Source organism: Marinomonas transparens, from assembly GCF_016463975.1.
GTDB lineage: Bacteria > Pseudomonadota > Gammaproteobacteria > Pseudomonadales > Marinomonadaceae > Marinomonas > Marinomonas transparens.
This window is the reverse complement of the sequence record NZ_JAEMNX010000038.1, coordinates 1-24,559: the sequence shown is the minus strand read 5'-3', so window position 1 is coordinate 24,559 and position 24,559 is coordinate 1. Positions and strand designations below refer to the sequence as shown.

General features: G+C 43.1%; 16 protein-coding genes and 3 pseudogenes. 7 read left to right on the top strand and 12 right to left on the bottom strand.

Annotated elements, in window-relative coordinates; translation table 11 throughout:
- From I8J31_RS20050 to I8J31_RS20040, 3 pseudogenes are all read right to left on the bottom strand, one after another.
- Positions 1 to 276: pseudogene (locus I8J31_RS20050) on the bottom strand (recombinase RecA); the annotation flags it as partial.
- Positions 277 to 398: 122 nt separating this feature from the next.
- Positions 399 to 605 (bottom strand): annotated as a pseudogene (locus I8J31_RS20045) (recombinase RecA); the annotation flags it as partial.
- A gap of 120 nt (positions 606 to 725) precedes the next feature.
- A pseudogene (locus I8J31_RS20040) lies at positions 726 to 926 on the bottom strand (recombinase RecA); the annotation flags it as partial.
- Positions 927 to 1,319: 393 nt separating this feature from the next.
- On the opposite strand from I8J31_RS20040, the gene I8J31_RS20035 reads away from it, so the two are divergent.
- Positions 1,320 to 1,847, top strand: a complete 528-nt coding sequence (locus I8J31_RS20035) for a hypothetical protein (protein WP_199470363.1) — start codon at positions 1,320 to 1,322, stop codon at positions 1,845 to 1,847.
- Between the two features lie 21 nt (positions 1,848 to 1,868).
- Positions 1,869 to 3,923, top strand: coding sequence for an LruC domain-containing protein (locus tag I8J31_RS20030; RefSeq protein WP_199470362.1), 2,055 nt, complete (start codon positions 1,869 to 1,871; stop codon positions 3,921 to 3,923).
- A 113-nt stretch (positions 3,924 to 4,036) separates the two neighbouring features.
- Here the strand turns inward: I8J31_RS20030 and I8J31_RS20025 are convergent, their stop codons facing one another.
- Positions 4,037 to 4,528 (bottom strand): CinA family protein, encoded by a 492-nt coding sequence (locus tag I8J31_RS20025; RefSeq protein WP_199470361.1) that lies wholly within the window; start codon positions 4,526 to 4,528, stop codon positions 4,037 to 4,039.
- Between the two features lie 78 nt (positions 4,529 to 4,606).
- On the opposite strand from I8J31_RS20025, the gene mutS reads away from it, so the two are divergent.
- Together mutS and fdxA are read left to right on the top strand one after the other, a co-directional pair.
- Complete coding sequence (gene mutS / locus I8J31_RS20020) at positions 4,607 to 7,231, top strand: DNA mismatch repair protein MutS (RefSeq protein ID WP_199470360.1); 2,625 nt, start codon at positions 4,607 to 4,609, stop codon at positions 7,229 to 7,231.
- A gap of 134 nt (positions 7,232 to 7,365) precedes the next feature.
- Positions 7,366 to 7,689: a ferredoxin FdxA gene (gene fdxA / locus I8J31_RS20015; RefSeq protein ID WP_199470359.1), complete on the top strand. Its 324-nt coding sequence runs from the start codon at positions 7,366 to 7,368 to the stop codon at positions 7,687 to 7,689.
- 544 nt (positions 7,690 to 8,233) lie between these two features.
- On the opposite strand, the gene I8J31_RS20010 is transcribed toward fdxA, so the two are convergent.
- A complete protein-coding gene (locus I8J31_RS20010; RefSeq protein ID WP_199470358.1) occupies positions 8,234 to 9,454 on the bottom strand; it encodes an EAL and HDOD domain-containing protein in 1,221 nt (406 codons plus the stop codon).
- A gap of 154 nt (positions 9,455 to 9,608) precedes the next feature.
- Here I8J31_RS20010 and ilvD point away from each other — a divergent pair, with 154 nt between their 5' ends.
- The 3 genes from ilvD (at position 9,609) to I8J31_RS19995 (ending at position 13,622) form a co-directional block, all read left to right on the top strand.
- Complete coding sequence (gene ilvD / locus I8J31_RS20005; protein ID WP_199470357.1) at positions 9,609 to 11,453, top strand: dihydroxy-acid dehydratase; 1,845 nt, start codon at positions 9,609 to 9,611, stop codon at positions 11,451 to 11,453.
- A gap of 75 nt (positions 11,454 to 11,528) precedes the next feature.
- Entirely contained in the window at positions 11,529 to 12,371 is an 843-nt protein-coding gene (locus tag I8J31_RS20000) for a 23S rRNA (adenine(2030)-N(6))-methyltransferase RlmJ (RefSeq protein WP_199470356.1), read from the top strand.
- A 27-nt stretch (positions 12,372 to 12,398) separates the two neighbouring features.
- Complete coding sequence (locus tag I8J31_RS19995; RefSeq protein WP_199470355.1) at positions 12,399 to 13,622, top strand: sensor domain-containing diguanylate cyclase; 1,224 nt, start codon at positions 12,399 to 12,401, stop codon at positions 13,620 to 13,622.
- Between the two features lie 466 nt (positions 13,623 to 14,088).
- Here I8J31_RS19995 and I8J31_RS19990 read toward each other — a convergent pair whose 3' ends face one another.
- The 7 genes from I8J31_RS19990 to I8J31_RS19960 all read right to left on the bottom strand — a co-directional run.
- The gene (locus tag I8J31_RS19990; RefSeq protein WP_199470354.1) at positions 14,089 to 16,236 is read right to left on the bottom strand and encodes a di-heme-cytochrome C peroxidase; all 2,148 of its coding nucleotides are present in this window, start codon (positions 16,234 to 16,236) and stop codon (positions 14,089 to 14,091) included.
- 27 nt (positions 16,237 to 16,263) lie between these two features.
- Positions 16,264 to 17,931, bottom strand: a complete 1,668-nt coding sequence (locus tag I8J31_RS19985; protein ID WP_199470353.1) for a lipoxygenase family protein — start codon at positions 17,929 to 17,931, stop codon at positions 16,264 to 16,266.
- 183 nt (positions 17,932 to 18,114) lie between these two features.
- Positions 18,115 to 19,632, bottom strand: a complete 1,518-nt coding sequence (locus I8J31_RS19980; protein WP_199470352.1) for a methyl-accepting chemotaxis protein — start codon at positions 19,630 to 19,632, stop codon at positions 18,115 to 18,117.
- A gap of 164 nt (positions 19,633 to 19,796) precedes the next feature.
- Positions 19,797 to 19,958 (bottom strand): YjbQ family protein, encoded by a 162-nt coding sequence (locus I8J31_RS19975; protein WP_233402931.1) that lies wholly within the window; start codon positions 19,956 to 19,958, stop codon positions 19,797 to 19,799.
- A 250-nt stretch (positions 19,959 to 20,208) separates the two neighbouring features.
- On the bottom strand, positions 20,209 to 21,528 hold the full coding sequence (locus tag I8J31_RS19970; RefSeq protein ID WP_199470351.1) for an HlyD family type I secretion periplasmic adaptor subunit: 1,320 nt from the start codon (positions 21,526 to 21,528) through the stop codon (positions 20,209 to 20,211).
- Entirely contained in the window at positions 21,525 to 23,234 is a 1,710-nt protein-coding gene (locus tag I8J31_RS19965; RefSeq protein WP_199470350.1) for a type I secretion system permease/ATPase, read from the bottom strand. Before I8J31_RS19965 ends, I8J31_RS19970 begins: the two co-directional genes overlap by 4 nt.
- A gap of 18 nt (positions 23,235 to 23,252) precedes the next feature.
- A partial coding sequence (locus I8J31_RS19960) for a calcium-binding protein (protein ID WP_267905911.1) occupies positions 23,253 to 24,559 on the bottom strand: 1,307 nt, incomplete at its 5' end.

Below are 24,559 nucleotides of genomic sequence, written 5' to 3'. Positions count from 1 at the left end.
ATATCCCTTCTTTTGCGCTTCGGCGATTGTACTAAGTGTTAAGGTTGTCTTCCCCGAACTTTCAGGTCCATACAGTTCGATACAACGACCCAGAGGAAGCCCTCCTATACCAAGAGCTATATCTAACCCTAAAGAGCCTGTAGACACACTAGGGATAGCTTCTCGCGGAGTATCCCCCATCTTCATTATCGCGCCTTTACCAAACTGACGCTCAATCTGAGCTAAAGCTACATCAAGTGCTTTTTTCTTATTAGATTCAACCACTTTAGATTCCATCGTATTCACCTATAATCTTTTAAATATTCTTCATGTATACCAGTCCATCAGGATAAAAATCACTTAGAACCAATTTAGACAATGATTAAACTAACATGTACCATTTTATCTATATGACCTTAGTAGATTTCTATACAACGACCCAGTGGAAGTCCACCTATACCAAGGGCTATATCTAACCCTAAAGAACCTGTTGATACACTAGGAATCGCTTCTCGTGGAGTATCCCCCATTTTCATTATCGCGCCTTTACCAAACTGACGTTCAATCTGAGATAAAGCTGCATCAAGTGCTTTTTTCTTATTAGCGTCAACCACTTTAGATTCCATTATATTCACCTATATTTTTTAAATATTCTTTATGTATACCAGTACATCTATATAAAAAGCACTTAGAGCCAGTTTTAACAAGGACAAACAAACATGTACCACTTAACCTATAGTGTCTTAATAAATTTCACAAATACGACCATACGGAAGACCACCCGCACCTAGCGCAATATCCAAACCTAAAGATCCAGTAGAAACGGTATCAATATCCAGCTTCGCACCTTCGCCCATCTTCATGATGGCGCCTTTACCAAACTGACGCTCAATTTGGCTAAGCGCAGCGTCTAGTGCTTTTTTCTTGTTGTCTACGATAGATGACATAATGGATTCCTTGTGACTAATTTTGATTATGGGCAACTCTAGCGTGTTTTTTTTACAATCTCAAGAAATACTGTATATAAAAACAGTATTATTTTCACCTTAGCCATCAACTTATTCTGACCCACTAAATACAGCCAACATTATTGGCTTTCTTATCACCTGACGCTCAGCAAAGTGCAGACAAGATTAGCAGTACTCGATAAAGCGACGCTTTTACTATTGCAATTATTTGCAAACTGCAATTTTCATCGAGCTCTGGTGATTCATCAAGCATTGCAATTTGCAAAAAAAGACCTAAGAAAACCATTAAGACATTGATATATATAAACTATTCTAAGTGGGCCCATAACTTGCTCAAGACCAGTATGTAATCAACATACAGGTAGCATGCTCATGTGCAAATACATCTATATTTTAATAGCCAGTTCCCTTATGGCGGGCTGCGGTGGTTCTGACTCAGAGCCATCCAACCAATCGGCTTCCAATTCAACCAGTCAATCTAGCTTAAGCGCAACCAGCCAGTCTAACTCCGAGAGCACTCAAGCGACGCTCCCCATTTCTGCGACCCAAACCGCCAGCGCTACTTCAGAGTTGGAATCATCAACCAGCTTTACGTTTTCAAACCAACAATCGATTTCACTCGACCTTCAGCTAAGTTCATTCGCTGGCGAGCGAGTGATGGTGAATGTATGTTTACCACAATCAAGCCATTCTCCTTCCTATGATTTGAACTCAGTCAACATGGATTATCAGCAATGTCTATACAAAACCACCATCACCAACGGTGAGCTGATTACCAACTTAACATTGCCCAAGCATAACGAACATCTAATGCTTGAGCTTAGACCCTATTCCAATTTAGCAACGGCAACGACCTTTCACTGGCAGTCATCCGATGGTTCTTATTGGTTTATACGTTAGTACTTAATGGAGGAAACAAACATGATTCATTTTAAAACCATCGCATTCACCAGTTTGCTCAGTATGTCTTTCATTGGGCACCTACCTTTACATGCCGAACCATTTAATAACTGTCCGACCAACGCGTTTCTCATACAAGGCAAGGTCGCAAAGCTTTACAGCGTTGACTTAGCAACGGGATTTTATGAAACCCTATCAGACAACCTAGGCACAAACAGTGTGTTAAACGCCATGGCATACAACTTTCATGACAATTACCTTTATGCTTATAGCCGCGAATTTAGCAACATTGTCCGCATTCATGCCGATTATACGCTTGAGTCACTTGCTGCCACTAATATGAGCGGTGCTAATTTTTATGTGGGTGACATTTCGTTGACTGAAAACAAGTATTACTTATATCGTCCGGGAAGTGCATATGGCCTGTTTCAAATTAGCCTGGACCCATCTTCCGATGATTATTTGGTGTCACAGCGCATTGTTGATGGTAGTACACTCAAGTTAGAATTTTTTGATTTCGCGGCACACCCATCCAACCACCAGCTTTATGCCGTCGACCGATCCGGTAATCTACATCAAATTGATGTGGAAAACGGCACCTCTATTGCTTTAGGCAATGTCGGACAAAGTGGCACATTTGGCGCGTCTTATTTTGATCAAAATGGTACGTTTTATATCAGCCGTAACTCGGACGGCCATATTTATAGAATTGATGTGTCGGCACCGTCTCCTGTCGCCGAATTTTTTGCCAATGGCCCATCGTCTTCTCAAAATGACGGTGCACGCTGTGCCTTGTCCGGTTTGTTAAATGAAGATTCTCGGGTCGATTTTGGCGATGCCCCAGAAAGCTACGGCTCTAACCTCGACAATAATGGTGCTCGACATAGTATGTCTGACGACCTATATCTTGGCACCAGCATAGGCGGGAATGATGACGGTGTCACTCCAGTCACAACGTTTGAGCAAGGCTTAGATACCGCCGTCGCTATTAACACCAAGGGCAGCGGCGTGGTCAATGTCTGGGTAGATTGGCAGCAAGATGGTCAATTTGATAATAATGATCAAGTGGTCACCGATCAGACTCTCATTGATGGCGCTAATCTCGTTGTTTTCGATACTCCTGTTGATGCTGAAACGGGGACAACTTGGATGCGTACCCGCTATTCTAGTGTGAATGGCATTGGACCAAACGGCGGCGTATCCGATGGCGAAGTCGAAGATTATCAAATTGTCGTATCAGAGCAAGGCACGACAATTCATTCCTACCCATCAACGAATACTTACACCACCTTGGCGTATGAAGATAAATGGCCTGTCATTGGAGATTATGACATGAATGATGTGGTGGTCGCTTATCGCACACACCGCTTCGTCAAAGATGAGCAAGCTAATCGCTACGTGATTGAAGGCAGTATTCTCGCCCATGGAGCAAGCTACAGTAATGGTTTCGCCATACAGTTGGATGGCGTAAGTCGCTCTTCCATCAATCAATCAGGCATCGTCTTCAAATTAGACGATATCATTCTTAATACCAACCCACTTGAGGCGGGTAATGAAGCCGACGACGCTGTCATCGTCATTTCTGACAACCTATGGGATCACATCGATAGCCATGTGGATTGCGCTTTCTACCGCACCCAAAAAGGCTGTGGTGAAACCAACAATTTAAGATTTTCCGTGTCCATTCCATTATCCACGCCCATTGATGACAATTTGGCACCGAAGAATGTGTTAAATCCATTCATTTTTGCGACCCCAAACCGCTGGCATGGTATTGGCCAACCAGGAAGAGGGCTGGAAGTACACCTAAAAAATAAAAAAGTTTCTGCATTATTTAACAACGCTCTATTTGGGGCCTATGACGACAATTCAGACTACCCAACCACCTCATTCTTGAGCCAAAACAACATGCCATGGGCTCTAGAACTGCCTGTTTTATGGGACCACCCTGTTGAACGAGTCGACTTGATTAAAGCCTACCCTGAGTTTGTAGACTATGTTCAATCGGAAGGGCAAGCGGCAAAAAATTGGTATCAAAGGCCTTTTTCAGAGCAACGCATCATTAGTAACCAGTAGCCCCTACTTTCAATACTGTAGCTGGCTTTATGTGCACCATGATGACCTATCCAAACTGACGGTCAGGTTGGGTAGGTCTCTCATTAGAAAGAAAAATATAAAAAGTACCGATCTTATTCGGCTATTAGCCTTTTGGCTCCCTCTAAAGCGGCTAAGACAATGGCCTCTCTTACCGCTTGACGATCTCCAGAAAATTGACAACGAATCACCTTAGCTTGTTGCCCCTTCAACTGCCAACCAACATAAACACAGCCCACTGGTTTTTCTGCTGAGCCACCATCTGGCCCAGCCACCCCACTCACAGCAACCGCAATATCACCACCGAGCTGCAAAGCACCAGCACACATCTCGATTACTGTCTGCTCTGATACTGCACCATGGGCGTCTAAGGTTGCCTTATTGACACTTAAGCCTCGCATCTTGGCTTCATTGGCATAGCTGATTACACCACCAAAGAACCAAGCTGAGCTACCTGAAATCTCTGTGCAGACAGCCCCAATTAGGCCACCAGTACAGGACTCAGCGGTAACCAACTGCAACCCCTTTGACAACAAACTGTCACCAAGCTCTTTTGCCGACTGCGTCATTTTATGCATACGATTCATCTCGTTTATCCCTTAAATCCTTGTTCAATATACCGTAGAATAACGCTCTATTTTTTGGATCACAATCGAGTAAACCCGATGAGTAAAACGCCAACAGACAATCACACTCCTATGATGCGCCAATACTTCGGCCTCAAATCTCAACATCCTAATCAGTTGTTGTTTTATCGTATGGGCGATTTTTACGAACTTTTCTACGATGACGCCAAGCGTGCCTCACAATTACTCGATATTACGCTCACTGCACGGGGACATTCTGGCGGCTTGCCGATCCCCATGGCAGGCATTCCCTTTCATGCCGCAGAAAATTACATCGCCCGCCTTGTGCGTATGGGTGAATCCGTTGTCGTCGCCGAGCAAGTCGGTGACCCCGCAACCAGTAAGGGGCCAGTGGAAAGAAAAATTGCGCGCATTGTGACGCCGGGTACCATTAGTGATGAGGCTTTTCTGGAAGAAAAAAGAGAAAACCTATTATTGTCACTTGCCCATCAGTCTCGCAAAGGCTTGGATGTATTTGGTTTTTCTTATCTCGATATGGCCAGTGGCCGTTTTTGTGTATTCGAGGTGGATGGTCACGAAGCGCTGACAAGCGAACTGCAAAGATTGTCGCCCATGGAAATTCTTATTTCTGAAGACTTTCCAGCCCGCGATATGTTGAACCTAGAAAAGGGCATTTCCGAATTAGGCCCTTGGCATTTTGATTACGAATCCAGCTATCGCCAACTCATTCAACAGTTTAACACTAAAGACTTGTCCGGCTTTGGCTGTGAAGGGCTAACCGCCGCCATCGCTTCCGCTGGCGCTTTACTGCAATACGCCAAAGATACACAACGCTCTGCTTTACCACACATCCAGTCCATCACCGTAGAGCATAAAGACGATTCTGTGTTGATCGATGGCGCCACACGCCGCAACTTAGAAATTGATATTAATTTAACCGGCGGCACAACGAATACCTTGGTAAGTGTACTAGATGAATGTGCGACCCCCATGGGTAGCCGCCTATTAAAACGTTGGCTGCACACGCCAATTCGTGATTTGCAGGAAATTCAATCTCGCCATCAAGTTGTCGCAGAGTGTCAAGCCGAGCGTTTTTACGAATCTTTTCTTGCTCCTTTAAAACAAGTAGGAGATTTAGAGCGTATTTTGTCACGCGTTGCCTTACGATCAGCCCGCCCAAGAGATTTACTCAGATTACAATTTGCCCTTGAAGCCGTACCTGACATTAATGCCCTATTAGATAGCGCTAAAGCTGGACGTTTATCTGAACTCAACCAACGCATTATTGCGCAACCTGAAATAACCCAAACATTAGCAACCGCCTTAGTGGAAAACCCTCCTTCAGTGGTACGAGACGGCGGTATTTTTGCTAAGGGTTACGATGAGGAATTAGACGAACTCCTATCACTCTCCACCAATGCCACTGACTTTCTGGCCGAAATGGAACGTAGCGAGAAAGAACGCACAGGTATCAGCTCATTAAAAGTCGGCTTTAATCGTGTTCATGGCTATTACATTGAAATCAGTCGTCTGCATTCTGACCAAGCACCGGTAGAATACATTCGTCGACAAACCCTGAAAAATGCTGAGCGCTTTATCACCCCTGAACTAAAAGTTTTTGAAGACAAAGCCTTAAGTGCAAAATCTAAGTCGCTTGCACGCGAAAAAGAACTCTACGAAGAACTACTTGATAAGCTCAATCTGATCTTAAGAGACCTACAAACCACCAGCCAAGCACTCGCACAGCTGGATGTATTAAATAACTTTGCTGAACGCGCCGATGCCCTCAGCTTTGCCTGCCCTGAACTGCATAATCGTGGTGGCATTCAAATCACTGGTGGACGCCACCCTGTTGTCGAAGCGGTGATTTCAGAACCTTTTATCCCTAATGATCTCGACCTCAATGACCAACGCTCTCTATTAATGATTACTGGGCCAAACATGGGTGGTAAGTCTACCTATATGCGTCAAATAGCACTCATTACTTTACTGGCTCATACTGGCTGCTTTGTTCCTGCCGAAACCGCATCCATCTCTGTCGTGGATCGTATATTTACACGCATGGGCTCATCTGACGACCTTGCTGGTGGCCGATCCACCTTCATGGTTGAAATGACAGAAACCGCTAACATCCTAAACAACGCCAGTGAAAACAGTCTTGTATTGATGGATGAAGTCGGCCGGGGGACCAGTACATTTGATGGTTTATCCCTTGCTTGGGCAGCAGTCGATTACCTTGCTAAACAAGTTAAATGTTATGTGTTGTTTGCTACTCACTATTTTGAACTCACCACACTGGCAGAGCAATTAGAAACAGCTGAAAATGTTCACCTGACGGCAACAGAATACGAAGATGAGATTGTCTTTCTACATAAGGTTCACTCGGGACCAGCCAGCCAGTCCTATGGCTTGCAAGTTGCGCAACTGGCTGGAGTCCCAAAAAATGTTATTGGCCACGCCAAGCAAAAACTAAAAGAACTGGAACGGGTGACTGGCATTGAAGTTAGCGAGTCTAAGCCAAAGATAGAAGCGACTGAAAATCAACACAACACTTCAAGCGCTCATTATCCACCGCATCAGGCCGACCTATTCTTGCAAGCAGAGCAAAACGAATTGAAGAATGCCCTTGAAGAACTGGATTTAGATAATATGACACCATTGGAAGCAATTAATGCTCTTTACGCTCTAAAATCACAACTATAACCCTTTACATACAATCACTGGCATAAGCTAATATCAGATAAATTGATGATATTAGCGATTGTCGCTTGCTGAGAAATGACCTATGCCTCTAAAATACGCACAATTATTTTTATAAGCTTGTAAGGAGAAGTCGCATGGCTTTCATCGTTACCGATAACTGCATTCGCTGCAAATACACAGACTGTGTAGAAGTGTGTCCTGTAGATTGCTTCTACGAAGGCCCTAACTTTTTAGCCATCAACCCTGATGAATGCATCGACTGCGCATTATGTGAGCCAGAATGCCCAGCGAACGCCATCTTCTCTGAAGATGAGTTACCAGAAGACCAAGAGGTTTTTGTTGAACTAAACCAAGATCTCGCTCTAATCTGGCCAAACATCACAGAGAAAAAAGACGCTCTTGCTGATGCTGCACAATGGGATGGTGTAGAAGATAAATTAGAGCACCTAGAGCGCTAATCTCTAAGGTTAAATATTCTATAGAAGAGCGACTTATCATAGCCGCTTTTTTGTTGACTGCACTTACCCGAAAACTTATCAGTAAAGTTTCCCATAAAATAAAGCAAAAAAAGGGCGACCTAAGTCACCCTGCTTTTTGCCCACATCCTGTTAAGCAACTCTTCCGATGAGTAAAACATCACTGTTTGCTTCACCATGAAGCATCCAAACTTTCCTCAACAATATGGTTCATTCCATCGAACCACACCAATTCCTTTTGAACCATCCCTAGCTTGAGGCCATCCTAGCCTAATCCCTAATACCGTCACTGGTATAATATAGTGAGCACATCCTGTGCTCTTCATCCATGAACATCGTTTGGATAAGTGTAAATTTAACAGCATTTTAAAGATTAGCAACACCTAATAGGCCAACAGGAATAAAAATAAATCCTTTTATATCAATTACTTGAATGAAAAACATAAGAAAAAAAGACACATTACTACGGAACAAAAGGCTCATTCCTACAGACTTGTAGGATTTTGATTACAAACAATTACAAAAGCTACACGTTAGCCATAAAGTCATCAGCCCACTGGATTGCATCCAAATAAGTCTCTTTTAAATCATCAAAATCCTGTGGACTCTTAATGGTATGACCATTGCTGTAATACTCTACTAAATCAAGAGTATTTCCGACTCGGCCAGAACGATGCAAAATAGCACTAATAAACTCGCTAGGAAGAGGAAGCTCACTCAATACATCATCCAAGCTCATACCCGTACAAACATCAATCATAGATAACATACCCGCCAAAAAATACTTATCTTGATTTCCATAACCACGTTTTTGAGCAAATAATTCAGCGTGTTTTGCCCGTACGATAATCTGCTCCAGCAAGACATGACGTTCGCCCACCATTTCCGACATCAATAACAAGTTGGTTAGCGCTTTAAGTTGCTTCGCACCAATCAACATAATGGCTAAACGTACCGAATCCACAGAAGCAATAAGCCCAGTAACCGGAGAGTTTAAATAGCGCAATAATTTATGTACTAGTCCTGCATCTTGACTGACAATACTTTCAAGTGCATCGACACTCAAATCTGATGTTTGCAACAATGACGACATGAGCTGCAGCAAGGTCATACTATTCACATTAGTTGCTTTACTCGTCATCACCTCTGGTTTTTCAAAGAAATAACCTTGGAATAGCTCTACCCCCATCAGACGACAAAACTGATACTCTTCCCAAGTTTCTACCTTCTCAGCGATAATTTTGACATCAAACCCACGCAGAGCATCAAACTGCTTATGAAAGCCTTCTTGACCCAAACTTCGCACATCCAATTTGACGTAATCCGCCAACTCAACAAAAGGCGTCAACTTGCTATCAAAAACAAAATCGTCCAAAGCAATAGAACAACCTTCATTTACCCAACGACGCAAAGACGCTAATAACACAGCATCGAACCCAGCTGTCTCAAGAACCTCTACAACCACATTATCCTTGTCTATTGGAACACCACTTGGGCTCAACAAATAAGCCCGAGGAAAATTAATAAAGGCTTTATTGCTGCCCACTAGCCTGTCCATTCCCAGCTCAAATAAACCTGCAGCAATGACTTGTGCCGTCGCCCCAACTTCATCCACCACATCCGCATTAATAGCGTGGGCATTTTTACGATATAGCAACTCATACCCCATAACAGACAACCGACTATTTACAATGGGTTGGCGTGCCAAAGCCACGATTCCGTGGGCAAGTGATGAGTTTTTTGTCATATCTGCTGTATCCAAATAATGAGTAAACGACTAATTTTTTCTAGTGTCTCAGTATTGCCTGAAAATTGCCATTGGGCGTAGGCAATAAACTTGTTAACATGAGCCCCTATATATCAATAAAAAATATACAGTTAAAAAATCTGTGGGGAAACCGATGCCAGTATACCGCTCTAAAACGACCACTGCAGGCCGCAATATGGCCGGCGCTCGTGCCTTATGGCGCGCAACAGGTATGAAGGACGATGACTTTCATAAACCTATTATCGCGGTCGCTAACTCTTTCACTCAATTTGTACCGGGTCACGTACATTTAAAAGACCTAGGTCAGCTAGTCTGCCGCGAGATTGAAGAAGCGGGCGGTGTAGCGAAAGAATTTAATACGATCGCAGTAGACGATGGCATCGCCATGGGACACGACGGCATGCTTTACAGCCTACCATCCCGTGACCTCATCGCAGATTCTGTAGAATACATGGTCAACGCACATTGTGCTGATGCCCTAGTTTGCATTTCAAACTGTGACAAAATCACCCCAGGAATGCTCATGGCTGCCATGCGCCTTAACATTCCTGTTATTTTCGTTTCTGGCGGACCAATGGAAGCAGGAAAAACCAAGCTTTCAGAGAACAAACTGGATCTCGTCGATGCCATGGTCATCGCCGCAGACCCAACCGCTTCAGATGAAAAGGTCGCCGAATACGAACGTTCAGCTTGCCCAACTTGTGGTTCTTGTTCTGGCATGTTTACAGCCAATTCGATGAACTGTCTAACCGAAGCGCTTGGCTTAAGCCTACCGGGTAATGGCACAACATTAGCCACTCATTCAGATCGCCACCGCCTATTTTTAGAAGCAGGCCGTCGCATCGTAGAAATCACCAAACGTTTTTACGATCATGACGAGCCCCATTGGGCACCCCGTGCCATTGCCAGCGTTGAAGCCTTTGAAAACGCCATGACGCTGGATATCGCCATGGGTGGTTCAACAAACACCATCTTGCATTTGCTCGCCATTGCACTTGAAGCCGGTGTTGATTTCACCCTAGAAGATATCGACCGCTTGTCTCGTAAGGTTCCACAGCTATGTAAAGTGGCACCAAACTCGCCAAAATATCATATTGAAGATGTGCACAGAGCGGGTGGTATTTTTGGTTTATTAGGTGAACTGGATCGAGCGGGCTTACTGCATAATCAATGTCATACAGTTCATGCTGAAACCATGGAAAAAGCCCTTGAAACGTGGGACATCATGCGTTCACCAACGCCTGAAGTGATTGATTTTTATAAAGCTGGCCCAGCAGGCATTCCAACACAAACAGCCTTTAGCCAATCTACCCGCTGGCCATCACTTGACGGCGACCGCAAAGATGGCTGTTTCCGTTCGATTGAAAACGCCTTCTCCCTTGAAGGTGGACTGGCAGTCCTTTATGGCAATATTTCAATCGATGGTTGTGTGGTAAAGAGTGCAGGTGTTGATGAATCCTGCCTCGTTTTTGAAGGCCCAGCCCACATCACAGAATCTCAAGACGAAGCGGTTAAAAACATCCTTGATGATAAAGTGAAGGCTGGCGATGTGGTTATCGTACGTTACGAAGGCCCTAAAGGCGGTCCGGGTATGCAAGAAATGCTCTACCCAACCTCTTACATCAAGTCTAAAGGTCTTGGCAAAGCCTGCGCATTACTCACTGATGGCCGCTTCTCCGGCGGTACCTCAGGTCTCTCTATTGGACACGTTTCTCCAGAAGCCGCAGCGGGTGGAGCCATAGGCCTTGTAGAAAATGGCGATATTATTCGCATCGATATCCCGAACCGCACAATCAATGTGCTACTCAGTGACGAAGAACTACAGCAACGCCGTGATGCCATGAATGCAAAAGGCGTGAAAGCTTGGAAGCCAGTAGAAGATCGTCCTCGTAAAGTGTCACCAGCATTGAAAATTTATGCGCACTTTGCAACCAGTGCTGACAAAGGCGCAGTACGCGACCTAGATAAACTAGACTAGTATTTAACCAATACTAAAAGGCCGCGTTGCCAAATACAGGCGCCGCGGCTTTTTTTATTTATTACAGGAAAAAAGATGCTTAGCTATCGCCATATTTATCATGCCGGCAACCATGCAGATATTTTAAAACATCTAGTCGTCAGCCAGATCTGTCGTCATCTTATAAAAAAAGAAGCTCCCTTCTTTTATCTAGACACGCATGCAGGCATTGGACAGTACTCCCTTGATTCAGAACAAGCCCAAAAGAACAAAGAGTTTCAATCTGGTATTGCACGCTTACTCGATGAAAAAAATCTTCCCGAATCAATAGAAGCTCTGTTAGATATTGTTAAGGAAATGAACCCTAATAAGTCATTACAGTTTTATCCTGGCAGCCCAAAAATCGTCGATTACTATGTGCGCCAAAAAGACAAGCTACACTTGTGCGAACTGCACCCTAACGACTACCCGATACTGGCCGCGCTGTTCCCCAATAAACGCCGCGCTAACGTCAGCAAAGAAGATGGCTTTTCCTCAGTAAGAGCCATGTTACCGCCTCCACAAAAACGTGGTTTTGTGCTAATGGATCCACCTTACGAAGTAAAAAAAGATTACCAATATGTTGTCAAAGCGTTACAAGAAGGCTGCCAACGTTTTCCTCAAGGCACCTACGCAATCTGGTATCCTGTATTAAATCGAAAGCAAGCTGATGATCTATTAAAAGCGGTAAAAGCGACCAAAATTCGCAATGTGCTGTTACTTGAACTATGCATTAGAGATAGTGAAAAGGAACGAGGTATGGCAGGTAGTGGTATGATTGTTGTTAATCCGCCTTGGACACTAGAACAAGAGGCAAAAGAATTCTTACCAGCATTAAGCAAAATTTTAGCAGAAGACAATCAAGCGAATCATCAGGTTAGTTGGATCACCCCAGAATAACCCAATTATTTTAGAGGAGCGGAGCAAATGACTACCCCTTTCAAATTAGCGTTTCACAACATGCCAACGCCCGCTTTCATTATTGAAAGCGCCACAGGCAAGCTAACAGCGTACAACAAAAATTTCGGAATGCTATTTGAGGACCTCCATGCAACCCCCTCCAATACTTGGGACGATCTGTGCGAAGCAACCAGCCAATCTCTTGACTGGAAACGCCTCAACCAGCAAATTCAGGGGGGTCAAATAGAGCGCTGTGAAAGCGTTATTCGCATCGGTGAAAAGCTCGTCAACATGCAACTGTCACTGCAACCGATTGATGGCTCCGTACTAGCATGTGTCTATAGCACAGACCATATGGACCTATCTGCCGCTGAAAACACACTATTAAAATTTGCTTTAACCGAATCTTCTGCTGGCTTATGGATTTGGGAAACCGACTCAGATGCTGTTTCTTGCTCAAAATCTATTGCGGTATTATTAGGCTGCTCACAAGAAAAAACACCACGTTCAACGCCTGAATGGCATACTCGCGTTCATCCTGACGACGTAAAAAGGTTATCTGCGATTGTGGAAGAACACATTGCCCACAGACAAAATTACTACGAAGCAGAATACCGTATTCTTAAGGACAATAATGAATACCTATGGGTTAAAGAGCGCGGCCGTACCTACACAAAAAATACCGATGGCAGCATCAAAAAAATGATTGGTTTTGTGGAAGACATCAGCCATCAGAAAGCCCTAGAAGAACATTTACGCAATCAAGCAACGTTTGATGAGTTAACTGGCTTATTAACCCGTGGTGCGGCTTTAACTCACTTTAAAAAACAACTCGGCTTAGCAAAGCGTCAATACACCCCATTGACCATGGCAAAAATCAACATGGATGCTAATGGCAGACTGCCTGAATTGTCGATGGAAGCTCGTAACATTGCCATCCAAACCGCAGCACGCCATGTCTATAAAAAAATCCGTGAAGCGGATGTTCTGGCGCGTGTAGATGCCGATAAATTATTGCTACTTCTGCCGAACACCAGTGTAAAAGACGCCCAAAACCTGCTGAGCAATATTATTAATCCAACTGAAGAAGAAGCGGCGCTATTAGTAGAAGGTAACTCGGATCCGCTTGATTTCTGTGTTGGTATTGCAACCTTCCCAGAAGATGGTGAAACCATTGACGAACTAGCATTAAGCGCCAACCAAGCGGTAGAGGAAAGTCGCGTTAAACAGCAAAAAATCGTCGTTAACTAGGGAAGGTGCGAACAAGTCCTCTTGCCTCAGCATGTGAATAAAAGCTTGCTATTCGAGGCGAGTGCCGAATGTGAATAGTTGGCCTATTGTCGAGGTGCTCAACAAAGAATACAGGCTTTTAGATCATGCCCTCGGCAATTGCTCCTCGGCAACCGCTCCTGCGTTACCCTACTACACCACATCCCTGTGGTTATGCATTGCCCTAATTTCCTACATCCATGTAGGCATTCGGGTCTTTCAGAACTTTTCAAAGAAGAAACAGGCCCTATTGCGTTGCGACTCTTTGAAAGGTACCTACATTCCTTCAGAGTCGCGCCTTATTTGACGATTTCTCTAAAAGACTGAGGCTTAGTAGACTTATTCATACCTTCCCTAGCCTAAATACTCATTTCTAGAAGCACAAAAAAAGCTCAACAATAAAAACTCGTTGAGCTTTTTTTGTGCTTAGAATTTCCCTATACAATGGTTAAATTGTTTTTAAATACTCTAATAAAGCATCACATTGAGCAGGGTTTAGCTTAGGCCCAATCACTCCAGATTTAGGGGTATTTGGGTCATATTCCTCGCTAAAATGATGTCCTGTATTCAGATTACCTCTTACTGATGTATCCAGAATAAAATAACCCTGATCATCATATAGCTCGCCTTTTGAAAGATATTTTTGAGCTGTTTTCTGGAAACCTTCCGGTTGCTTGACACCCATGTTTTTAATGTCGTAAACGATACTACCTAACTGAACATACTGAGGCCTCTGACCGTTTACAGGACACAATAAGTCACGCAAACTCGCAACAGAACCATTATGCAAAAAAGGAGCTGTTGCCCAAACACCATTTAATGGACGAGCCTTGTATCCCATACCAGCCTGAATGCAATTAGGTCGGCCACCTTTCAACTTTTCTTGCAGTCTTGGATCACTTAAACCGTTATCTTTAAACCAAGCATTAATAGTTTGCTCCACGGTAGCGGCAAGCGCATAACCAAAGCTGATATTGGCGCCGTCTGTCACCCAACGCTCCTGTAAAGGAATAAAATCATCCTGACCTTTCTTTACTTCATACAAGCTAGACTGGTCACCTGTTGTATCATCAATCAAAGCCAGCTCATCCTCTGTAGCTTGGTTAAAGTCACGGGCACAAATATCACTGTTGATCTGCATACCAGAAACTTTTTCAATGATGGTGCCGTTCACATCGCCACTGGTATCCATGGTTCTGTTAATCATGACCTTCGCTTGTCCCCTATCGGTACCAATACGAGCCAATGGAATAACATTTAGCTTTAATACATCCGCAGTCTGCTTCTTCTGCCCCCCCGCCATCCATTCAATGGGAGCCATATGACCCTTATCCCAAATATCACTACTAGCTACGTCAGGGAGGTGGCAAGCAGCACAATGACTGTCGTAAACTTGTCGACCTGCAGACGCAAGCTCATCATCAACCTTAGTCATTAGCCATTTAGGCGCAACCAAACCTCGAAAGCCTGTTTCTTTGGTTGGCTGTGGACCGCTCAAGAAATTCTCAATCCACACTAAATTACCCACTGGAATCGAAGAACTAAAACGATTTTCTTCCATTGGAGACTTCACATCATTAAAGGCTTTTACTCCTAACGCTTCTCCCACATTACGTATCAAAGGCCCCATTACAGACGCATCGTATTGCACCCAATCAAACCAAGAAGTGGTCCAAAGATGTGGGTAATTGACTGGCGCATCGATAGGAGCTTTATTCTGAGGGCGATCAATATTGTCAGAAAACACCGCATTACCAATACGGTTTAAAGCATCTAGGCGCGTAAAACCTTCCGTTACTTGAATCGTATCGCCATTATCAAGCTGAGAAGTAGCGAACCTCAATAGATCACTCGATAGGGTAGTTTTAGTAGCAGGGCTGTATTCTGCACCAAGCACATTTCGAGCAAAGCGGTCAAAACGAGCGCCCATGAAAGGCACCTTAGCTGACAGCAATAATTGCCCAATGGCCGCTGTCAAATTACTCTGTAATAAACCAAAGTCTGTGGTCGCAGGCCCGCCTTCAACAATGTACTCAAGCGGTCCTTGTACCCCATCATCATGAACAAAATGGCTGGTATGGCAGGCGGCACAAGTAAAGCCAACCGTCTCCGTTTGGCCTTTAATGCCTGTCATATTTTGTGAAAAAGTACGCGCAAAACCAACCGGTAAGCCATCAGGATTATTAAGCGAGTTTTCTTTACTACGAATGAAGCCCAGTCTTAACAAATGATCGTTATCGATGAATTTTTTTTCTGATGTAAAAGGCATCAGCAGCAAAGAACTGCTAGCTGTTTCAAGATTCACAAACCAATCATAGGGCATGGGGATGGTTCGCGTGCCCTGGCTTAAATGATGATACTTTTTAGTATCATCACTAGGGTTATCCCTTTCATTACCCCAGTTTTGTTCTAACCAAACCTGTGGAAGCCAGCCATTAACCCCTTTTACCTCTAACTCGGGCAAGGGTTTTGGACGTAATTGTTGAAAAACAGCTTGAACAGCATCACTGCGGATTACTAAAACAATCGCAATAATAACCAATAAGCAAACTAACCATTTTTTCTTATGCTGTCCTACCCTATTGAGTAAATACATTCTGCCCTTCCTTAGTTTATCTGATCGTTATACCGTTACACTATTTGGCACCTGACTGGGGTCCATATACGAATAGTGATAAAGCCTTTCTTTATTGCGCTGCTCTATTTCGTGATGAATTTTTTGGAGGTTATCTTGATGTTGCCGAATAATGACGGTGATATCCCTATCCATAGCCTCATACTCCCCCATACGATTTACTTTGAAATTCGTTAAATAAAAGATAAAAGCTTGCTCTAAAGCCTGTGCATAAGGAGGAAAAAATTTAACTAGCCCTTCTTCGTCTTGATAGTAATTTGGCTCAACCATAGGTGCTACATAAGCAGAAAAAGGTAAATTGGGCGGAAACCCAGCACATTCATACTGCGGATAATGAACAGAAGAATGGTGAGCCGTGGCAACAAAAATAATATGCGCGACAATTTCAATCAGTTGATCCACCCGTTGAAATTCCGTAGGAAAATCCGTTAGACCACAATTATTATTTTCTCTTGTACCACCTAGCTCAGCGGCCCAATTTTGCAACTCATAATCTTGAGCAACGTCATCGTCACTCTTATACCAAAAGCGAATATAGTCACCGACAAAGCGCTTAACTTCCTCCCACATCAGCAGACCATCGTCACGGTAGGGGTACAACAAACGAGGGTCAGTCACATGTCGATTGGCCAGTTCCGTAGGCAATATAAATTCTTTAAAACTATAGCTTTTCATACCCTCTCCCATGAAAGCCACAAGGGCGTCATTATCGCAGGCGAACATCTTGCCGAACGAAGGAATGGTACCATCGGCAGATTTCTCAAAGAGGGGATTCACATTCACACTGAGAGTAAATTTCAGGTGGGGCTTGAGCAACGCAAGCAAAGGATGGTGTTCACCCAACTGACGCCAACTCACCATAATCACTGACTCTAAAACATAATGGATTCGCGTAGCATGGGTCCAAAGTTCTTGGTGGGTGCCATCCGCTGCCTGAATATAAGTACGCGCCATATTCCAGCGCTCATCCTGTGGCAGGATAATCGGGTTAAGCTCATTGTTAGTATCACTGGTTGCATCTAGCTGAACCGCTAAAATACTGAGTGTGCCGTCATCTTCCCTATAATATAAAGCAATAGCTGGCATGATATATTTTCTACTGCCATCCACTTCCCCAGGATTATCTAGCAAGGCTTTTAGCATCGAATAATCCGTCATATAAAAGCGCAGATCCTGATAGGCTTCACTGTACTCAGCCTCGCTCATCCCGAGTACTTCTGCAGTCACTTTAAAACTACTCGGAAGTGGGTTTTGCGCATTAACACCTTCAAGCACCACTGGGTTCATTCCAGCGACTCTTTGATAACCTAGATATTTATTGTCTAAGAAATGCTCACGCATGGCAGGATTAGGGAAGGAGGACTTACTAAAAAAGAAATAGTCGTCATAGCTTTTGTAAGGCCGCTTTAACAGTTTGAACTTCACCCATTTAGCAATAAAACCAGGTAGACTGGGTAAAATACCAGTCATATTCCACAAGGCTTTAAACTTGTAACTAAAGCCTGCTTCTTCTCTTTTGGGTAAGGTGTTTACCGTCGCGATCACACCATCATAGGTGAGTGAAAAGGCGTACTGTTTTTGCATATCCTGCAAATAAGCCTTTCTTGTGGCGAGATCACTTTTATCAAACTGAGGTAATGACAGTGGTTCATTCATAAACAAATCCCTATGTACGTAAAACACAACTACATAAATCTAAACGAGACTTTGCACGATTGCTGTACGCGCCAATGCATTGTTAAAAATAGACTCAAAGTGCTCATTTATAACTCATAAACTCCGCTTTTTCGTCTATTTTTGCCTCGCCTTGGCTTTGCTCGTGACTTCATGCAAAGGCCTCTAAACATTAAACCTATTAACTACATGCTTCATTTGAGAAATTAGCGCAGAAAGATCTTCAGATGACTTCGCTGTTTTTTTCGCACCTTCGGCAGCCTCTTCTGCCACAGAGTTAATGGTTTGCGTATTATTATTAATATCTTTAGTAACGCTAGACTGTTGCTCGGCTGCGCTGGATATTTGCTCATTAAGCACCATAATATTCGACATTTGCTCAGACGCATTACGAATCGCTTGGCCGGCATCATTGGATTTAATCACCGAAGTATTCGCGATTTCACAACAGTTATCCATGATGGATACAGCGTTACTCGTGCTTTTAAGCAGCTTGTCTATCGTGTCTTGAATCTGGCCCGTTGAAGTCTGCGTACGTTGTGCTAATGATCTAACCTCATCCGCCACCACAGCAAACCCACGACCTTGCTCACCCGCTCGAGCCGCTTCAATTGCGGCATTCAATGCCAATAAATTTGTCTGCTCGGTTAATTCATTGATCATATCAACCACAGACAAAATACTTTCACTGTCCGCTTCTATCTTCTTAATCGCTTCTGAGGAATGCTTCACTTCTTCCGCCAACTGACTAATAGAATTAACGGCATCGTTCACAATATTAATACTTTCGGAAGACTCTGTATGACCTTTTCTTGTTGCTTCACTGGCCTCTACTGCCGCTGCGGCAACAGCCTGAATAGACAAACTCATTTCTTGAATAGAATGAGTTAACTGACCCACCTCACTCTGCTGGCGATTTACCCCCTCCAAAGTATGCTCTGAAATATTTGCATTAGAATGTGCAGCAGAAGACAACTTAACCATAACGTCATTAATGGCAGAAACCATACTTCGAAGACCCGTCACCATATCCGCAGTCGAGGGTTCAATATGTTCATCCGTTAAATCAATATGCAAATCGCCTTGAGCAATGCTTCGCGTCACTTCTGCGGTTTTTTCCAACGGCGGAATAGAGGTAGAAATAATAAAACGAATGATCGCAATGACGGCACTAATAATGACCACAACAAGTACAATCACCAAGCCTTTAACAAAGCCACCAACCTCACGTAACTTAGAGCCAAACACTTGAGAATTTTCAACAGGCCAAACCATTAATTGTTGAATCGCAGTGACATCGGCTTGCGCCAAAGTCTCACTACGAATGCTATTTAGCTTATCCAAAAGCAAATCCAAACGGCCAAGATCTTCTTCCGCTAAATCGAGAAGAAAGCCTTTCCCTAATATATGGAATAGTAGTTTTTCAACAGCAAACACAGAATCGAGGACTTGACGGGCTTGATCTTGAGCGTAGGTAATCGACTTAATAAGAAATTGGCGGTTTGGAGCGTTTCTCTCCAGCTCATTACTCACATTGGTGATCGCGACAATATGTTCCCTCTCAAGATAAGCGAAATCAATCACCTTCCCCATGAGACGTATACCAAACAACACAATTAAAAGAGAAACAACAGAGGCGGCAATTGCTATAGAAAGTTTTTTCTTTAAAGGTAGATCCTTCATCCCAATACTCATTTTATTCATCCAGACGCTAAATATAGTCAATGAGCCAAGAAAATAAAGTATTTCTTTTACTCATCCTTTACTTTCCCATTTTACACAATGTTACAAAAAAAGCCCATCTCCCTTAATTATCAAAAGATATAAAAATAAACTCAACGAAACTTCTACCTAACTCCCTGCAAGGTAAGCACGAAGCGTCTCGAACCGCCATAATCTCGATGTTCGCCTAGGTAAATGCCTTGCCAAACGCCTAGATACAAGCGGCCGTTTTGAATAGGAATGGTCAAAGCAGAACCTAGCAAGCTCGCTTTGATATGGGCAGGCATGTCGTTAACCAGACAAATTTTTGTGAATTACCAAGTGTGAGTGAGTGAAAAAATGAAAACGAACCCCATGTCACGCCTTACTGAAGGGTCAGCATTTTCGTTGATGATTAGGGCGCAGAATTATAGTTAATGAACTAAGAAAATAAAGTATTTCTTCTACCCATTTTTTTTACAAACCACTACAATTCGGTGTAATTTCAATAACTAATTAAATGTATAAACCTCCAATCGAATAAAAACAGCTGATAAGCTACCTCTCCCTTAAAGCGTGAACTATTTGATCCCTAACTGGTTTTAATAAATAGGATAAGACCGTACGCTCCTCTGTCTTAGCAAAAACCTCTACCGGCATACCTGGAATAAGCGACTTCCCATTTAACTTACTGAGTTCAGTCTCAGATATCATGAACATCGCCTGATAATACATAACCCCAGACTGTTGATCCTGAAGTAAATCCGCAGAAACCGTCTTCAAGGTTGCCTTCAGTTCCGGTGTTGTTTTTTGATTAAAGCTAGGAAATCTAACCTTTGCATCTTGGCTAAAATACAATTGCTCAATATCAACAGGTCTAATCTGCGCTTCGACCAGTAATAAATCCTTCTGAGGAACCAGTAATGTTACTGTCTCACCTGGAGCAACCACACCTCCTACAGTATGAATCGCAAGGTTATGTACGTAACCAGATCGAGGGGCCCGAATATTTAAACGCTTTAATTGGTCTTCTACATCTGCCTTTTGCTTTTCTAAAAGTACAATGTTGACCCTTGTATCTTGAAGCTGCTGCAGTACTTCTACGCGCTTGTCTTCTTCAAGTTGCAGAACTTGCATCTCCAACTCTCTAATCGCCCCCTTATTTTGAGCAACCTCTGCAAGCAATACATTATATGCCCCCTGTAATTGAGCTTCATCCCTTTCTAACTCAGTGATTCGTGTTTTAGAAATTAAGTTTTGTTCAAACAGAGGTCGAATATCTTCTAATTCACGAGTTACAAAGCCCATTTCAGATTTTTTAGTATCACTATCGGCTTGAAAGCCTATAATTTCTTGTTCTAATTGTGAGATCTTCTCTTTTAGCTGTGATTTTTGACCGGCCAAACTATTTGCACGAGCATGAAAAAAAGCCCGCTGGTTTGTTTCAACAGAGTCGACCAAAGACACAAACTGACTATCTTTCATAGGCATATCGAATACTATTTCGTTTTTACCTGCTTGCTCCGCCAATAGCCTAGAATTTTGCGCATAAAGCTCATGAAGTTGCTTAACAATAGAACTCATCTCAGACTGCAGTAGAGTGTCATCCAAAACAATCAATAAATCTCCCGCATCAACCAGATCCCCATTTTCTACCTCTATTGCTTTTACAATCCCTCCTTCACGATGCTGAACTTCTTTAGTGTTACTCTCCACAACAATGGTTCCTGTGGCCACCACAGCACCAGCAATACTAGATAACCCAGTCCAAACTCCCATACCACCAACTAAAACAAAAATTACAATGCTGACAGTTAGGATATGACGACGGATACTACCAAACAGCTTTTGTTCACTACTTAATTGAATAGCTGTCATGCTGTCTCCTTAGCTGAAACAGGGGCTACCACTTGCTTCATCACTTCATTCTTAGGACCCATCGCAGTGGGAACTCCATCTTTCATACAAAGTAAATGATCAACAGCTGAAATGGCACTAGGTCTATGAGCAATGACAATAACGATAGAACCCGCAGCCCGGATCGCTTTAATCGCCTTGGTTAAAGCAAGGTCACCCTCAGAATCAAGGTTAGAATTGGGTTCATCCAGTACAACAAGAAAGGGCTCTTTATACAATGCGCGAGCTAATGCAAGACGCTGACGCTGCCCTCCAGATAAAGACAATCCTGTTGCACTAATTACCGTATTATAGCCTTCAGAAAAAGTAACAATGAGATCATGAACACCAGCCATCTGAGCCGCTTTAATAATATCCTCTGACTCTGCATCAACAGAAAACCGACTAATATTTTCAGCAATAGTGCCATCAAACAATTGAACATCCTGGGGTAAATAGCCTATAAAATCGCCTATCCGGTCTTCGCTCCATTGGCTAATCTCCGCACCGTCAAAGCGAACGCTGCCTTTCAATGAAGGCAATATCCCAGTAAGTCCCCGCGCCAAAGTCGATTTTCCAGAACCAGAAGGGCCAATAATACCAAGGCCATCCCCAGACATTATCTCCAACGATACATTTTGAACAAAAGGTTGACGCACCCCAGCTGGTGCACAGGCGAAATTCGTTAACGTCAGACTTTTGCACGGCAAAGGTAGATCCAAAATACCCTTACTCGGCTTAGCATCCAAAACCTCTTTTAGTCTTTTCAGGCTCTGTCTTGCTGACAAAAAAGCACGCCATTGAGACACAGCCTGCTCAATAGGGGCAAGCGCCCTAGAAGACATAATAGAGGCGGCAATCATGATGCCAGGGCTGACTTCTTGATTGATGGCCAACCAAGCCCCTGTCGCCAAAATTAAAGACTGTAAAATAAAGCGAAAGGTTTTTATCGTTGTACTATAGAAAGCGGATCGATCAGAAGTAACCAATTGCTTATCCAGATAACCTTCATTTTTCTGGTCCCAACGCCATTGTAAAATAGGCATCATCCCCATGGCTTGAATCACTTCAGCATTACGCCTTGCAGATTCGACAGCAATCGTTCTTTGGATATTTTCTTGCGCAAACTCTGTCGATGGTTTTTTGGAGAAATATTCGTTTGTTGCAATTAAGAGGCAAATAACCAAGATGCCACCTAGCGCGACATAGCCAAAGATCGGATGAAACAAGAAGACAATACCCAAATAAAACGGCAACCAAGGCATATCCATAATAGCGGAAGGTCCAGCCCCACAGACAAATTGCCTAATAGTATCCATATCTTGAACAGGTCTTAGCTTCTCTGATTTGCTACCTAACAAAATCGGCGCTTTAGTAGAGGCTTCAAAAGACAAGCCGGACAATTTAGCATCCATCCACAAACCAATACGCGCCAATATGCGACTGCGCATCCCTTCCAGTATGCCAAAAAACACATACATACAAAGAGCAAAGCCACCAATCACCATTAAGGTTGGTATAGACGAACTCGCCAATACCCTGTCATAAACTTGTATCATGAACAGAGGGCCAGTCAGCATTAGTAAGTTAATAAAGAAACTCAGCAGCCCTAAATAGGCCGCCGAGGATTTGAGAGAAGAAAGTACCTGAGCAAAAAGAGATTGCTCAGGTGAGTGGCGATTCGACATAAAACTGAACTACCTTATTTAGACGAATCGGAAATCATCAGATTGAAGTTCAGCAGCTAAAACATTATCCAGCACAATACTGTTTTCAGCATCTAGCGTAATAGTGGTGTTGCTACCATCATCAGCAATAGCCGCTAACACTTCAGCATAGGAATCAAAGGTATTATCAGTGAATTCAATGATATCGCCTTGCTGAAAATCACTGATCGTATCTTGACCAAAGTTTTCCTTGAAAACAAAGACATCATTACCACCAAGACCACTAAGAGAATCGTTACCTTCTCCGCCCTCAATACGATCAACACTAGAGGTTCCAGCAAGAACATCAGCAGAGTCCGTGCCCTTTATCAAGGAAGCATGTTCAACAATATTCTCTTTAGTCCACTGTACGCCATCAGCAAAAGTGATTGAACTAACAGCACCAAAAAGAAATTGATAATCTAAGGTAATCGTTTCGCCAGTCGAGTCGATCGTAATGACAGCATCATAGCCATCTTTAGACACACTCACTTCATCGACATTAATATCTTCCAAAATCAAAATGTTACTGCCAGACGAATCATTAATGACGTCATTACCGTCGCCTTTATGGTAATGATATGTATCATTCCCAGAAGACCCCCTCAGAGTATCATCGCCTTTACCCCCTTCAAGGTGGTCATCGCTTATAGAACCACTAAGAGTATCATCAGAATCCGTCCCCCTTATCCAAGCGTACTCAGTAATATTATCTTCCGACCACTGGATCTCATCAGCAAAAATGACTGAGCTTATCGCCCCTCCCAAAAGAAACTGATCACCTAAAGTGATGGTTTCACCAGTCGAGTCGATAGTAATAACAGCATCATAGCCATTTTTAGAAACACTCACTTCACTGGCATTAACATCTTCCAAAATCAAACTGTTATTGCCAGAAAAATCATCAATGACATCATTACCATCGCCTTTTTGATAATGGTAAGTATCATCTCCAAAGGAACCATCAAGGATATCATCGCCTTTACCGCCTTCGAGATGATCGTCGCCCGTTGAGCCGCTTAGGGTATCATTAGCCTCTGTGCCCCTTATCCAAGAAGCATACTCTGTAATATTCTCTTCCGACCACTGCTCTTCATTAGCAAAAATGATTGTATTAATAACACTAAAAAGAAACTGATTACTTAACCTAATAGTTTCCCCTGTTGGATTAACTGTGATAACAGCATCATTATTCTCTTTAGAAATACTCACTTCACTGGCATTAATGTCTTTTAACATTAAAACATCATTACCAGAAGAATCATTAATGACATCATTACCATCGCCTTTTTGATAATGGTAAGTAT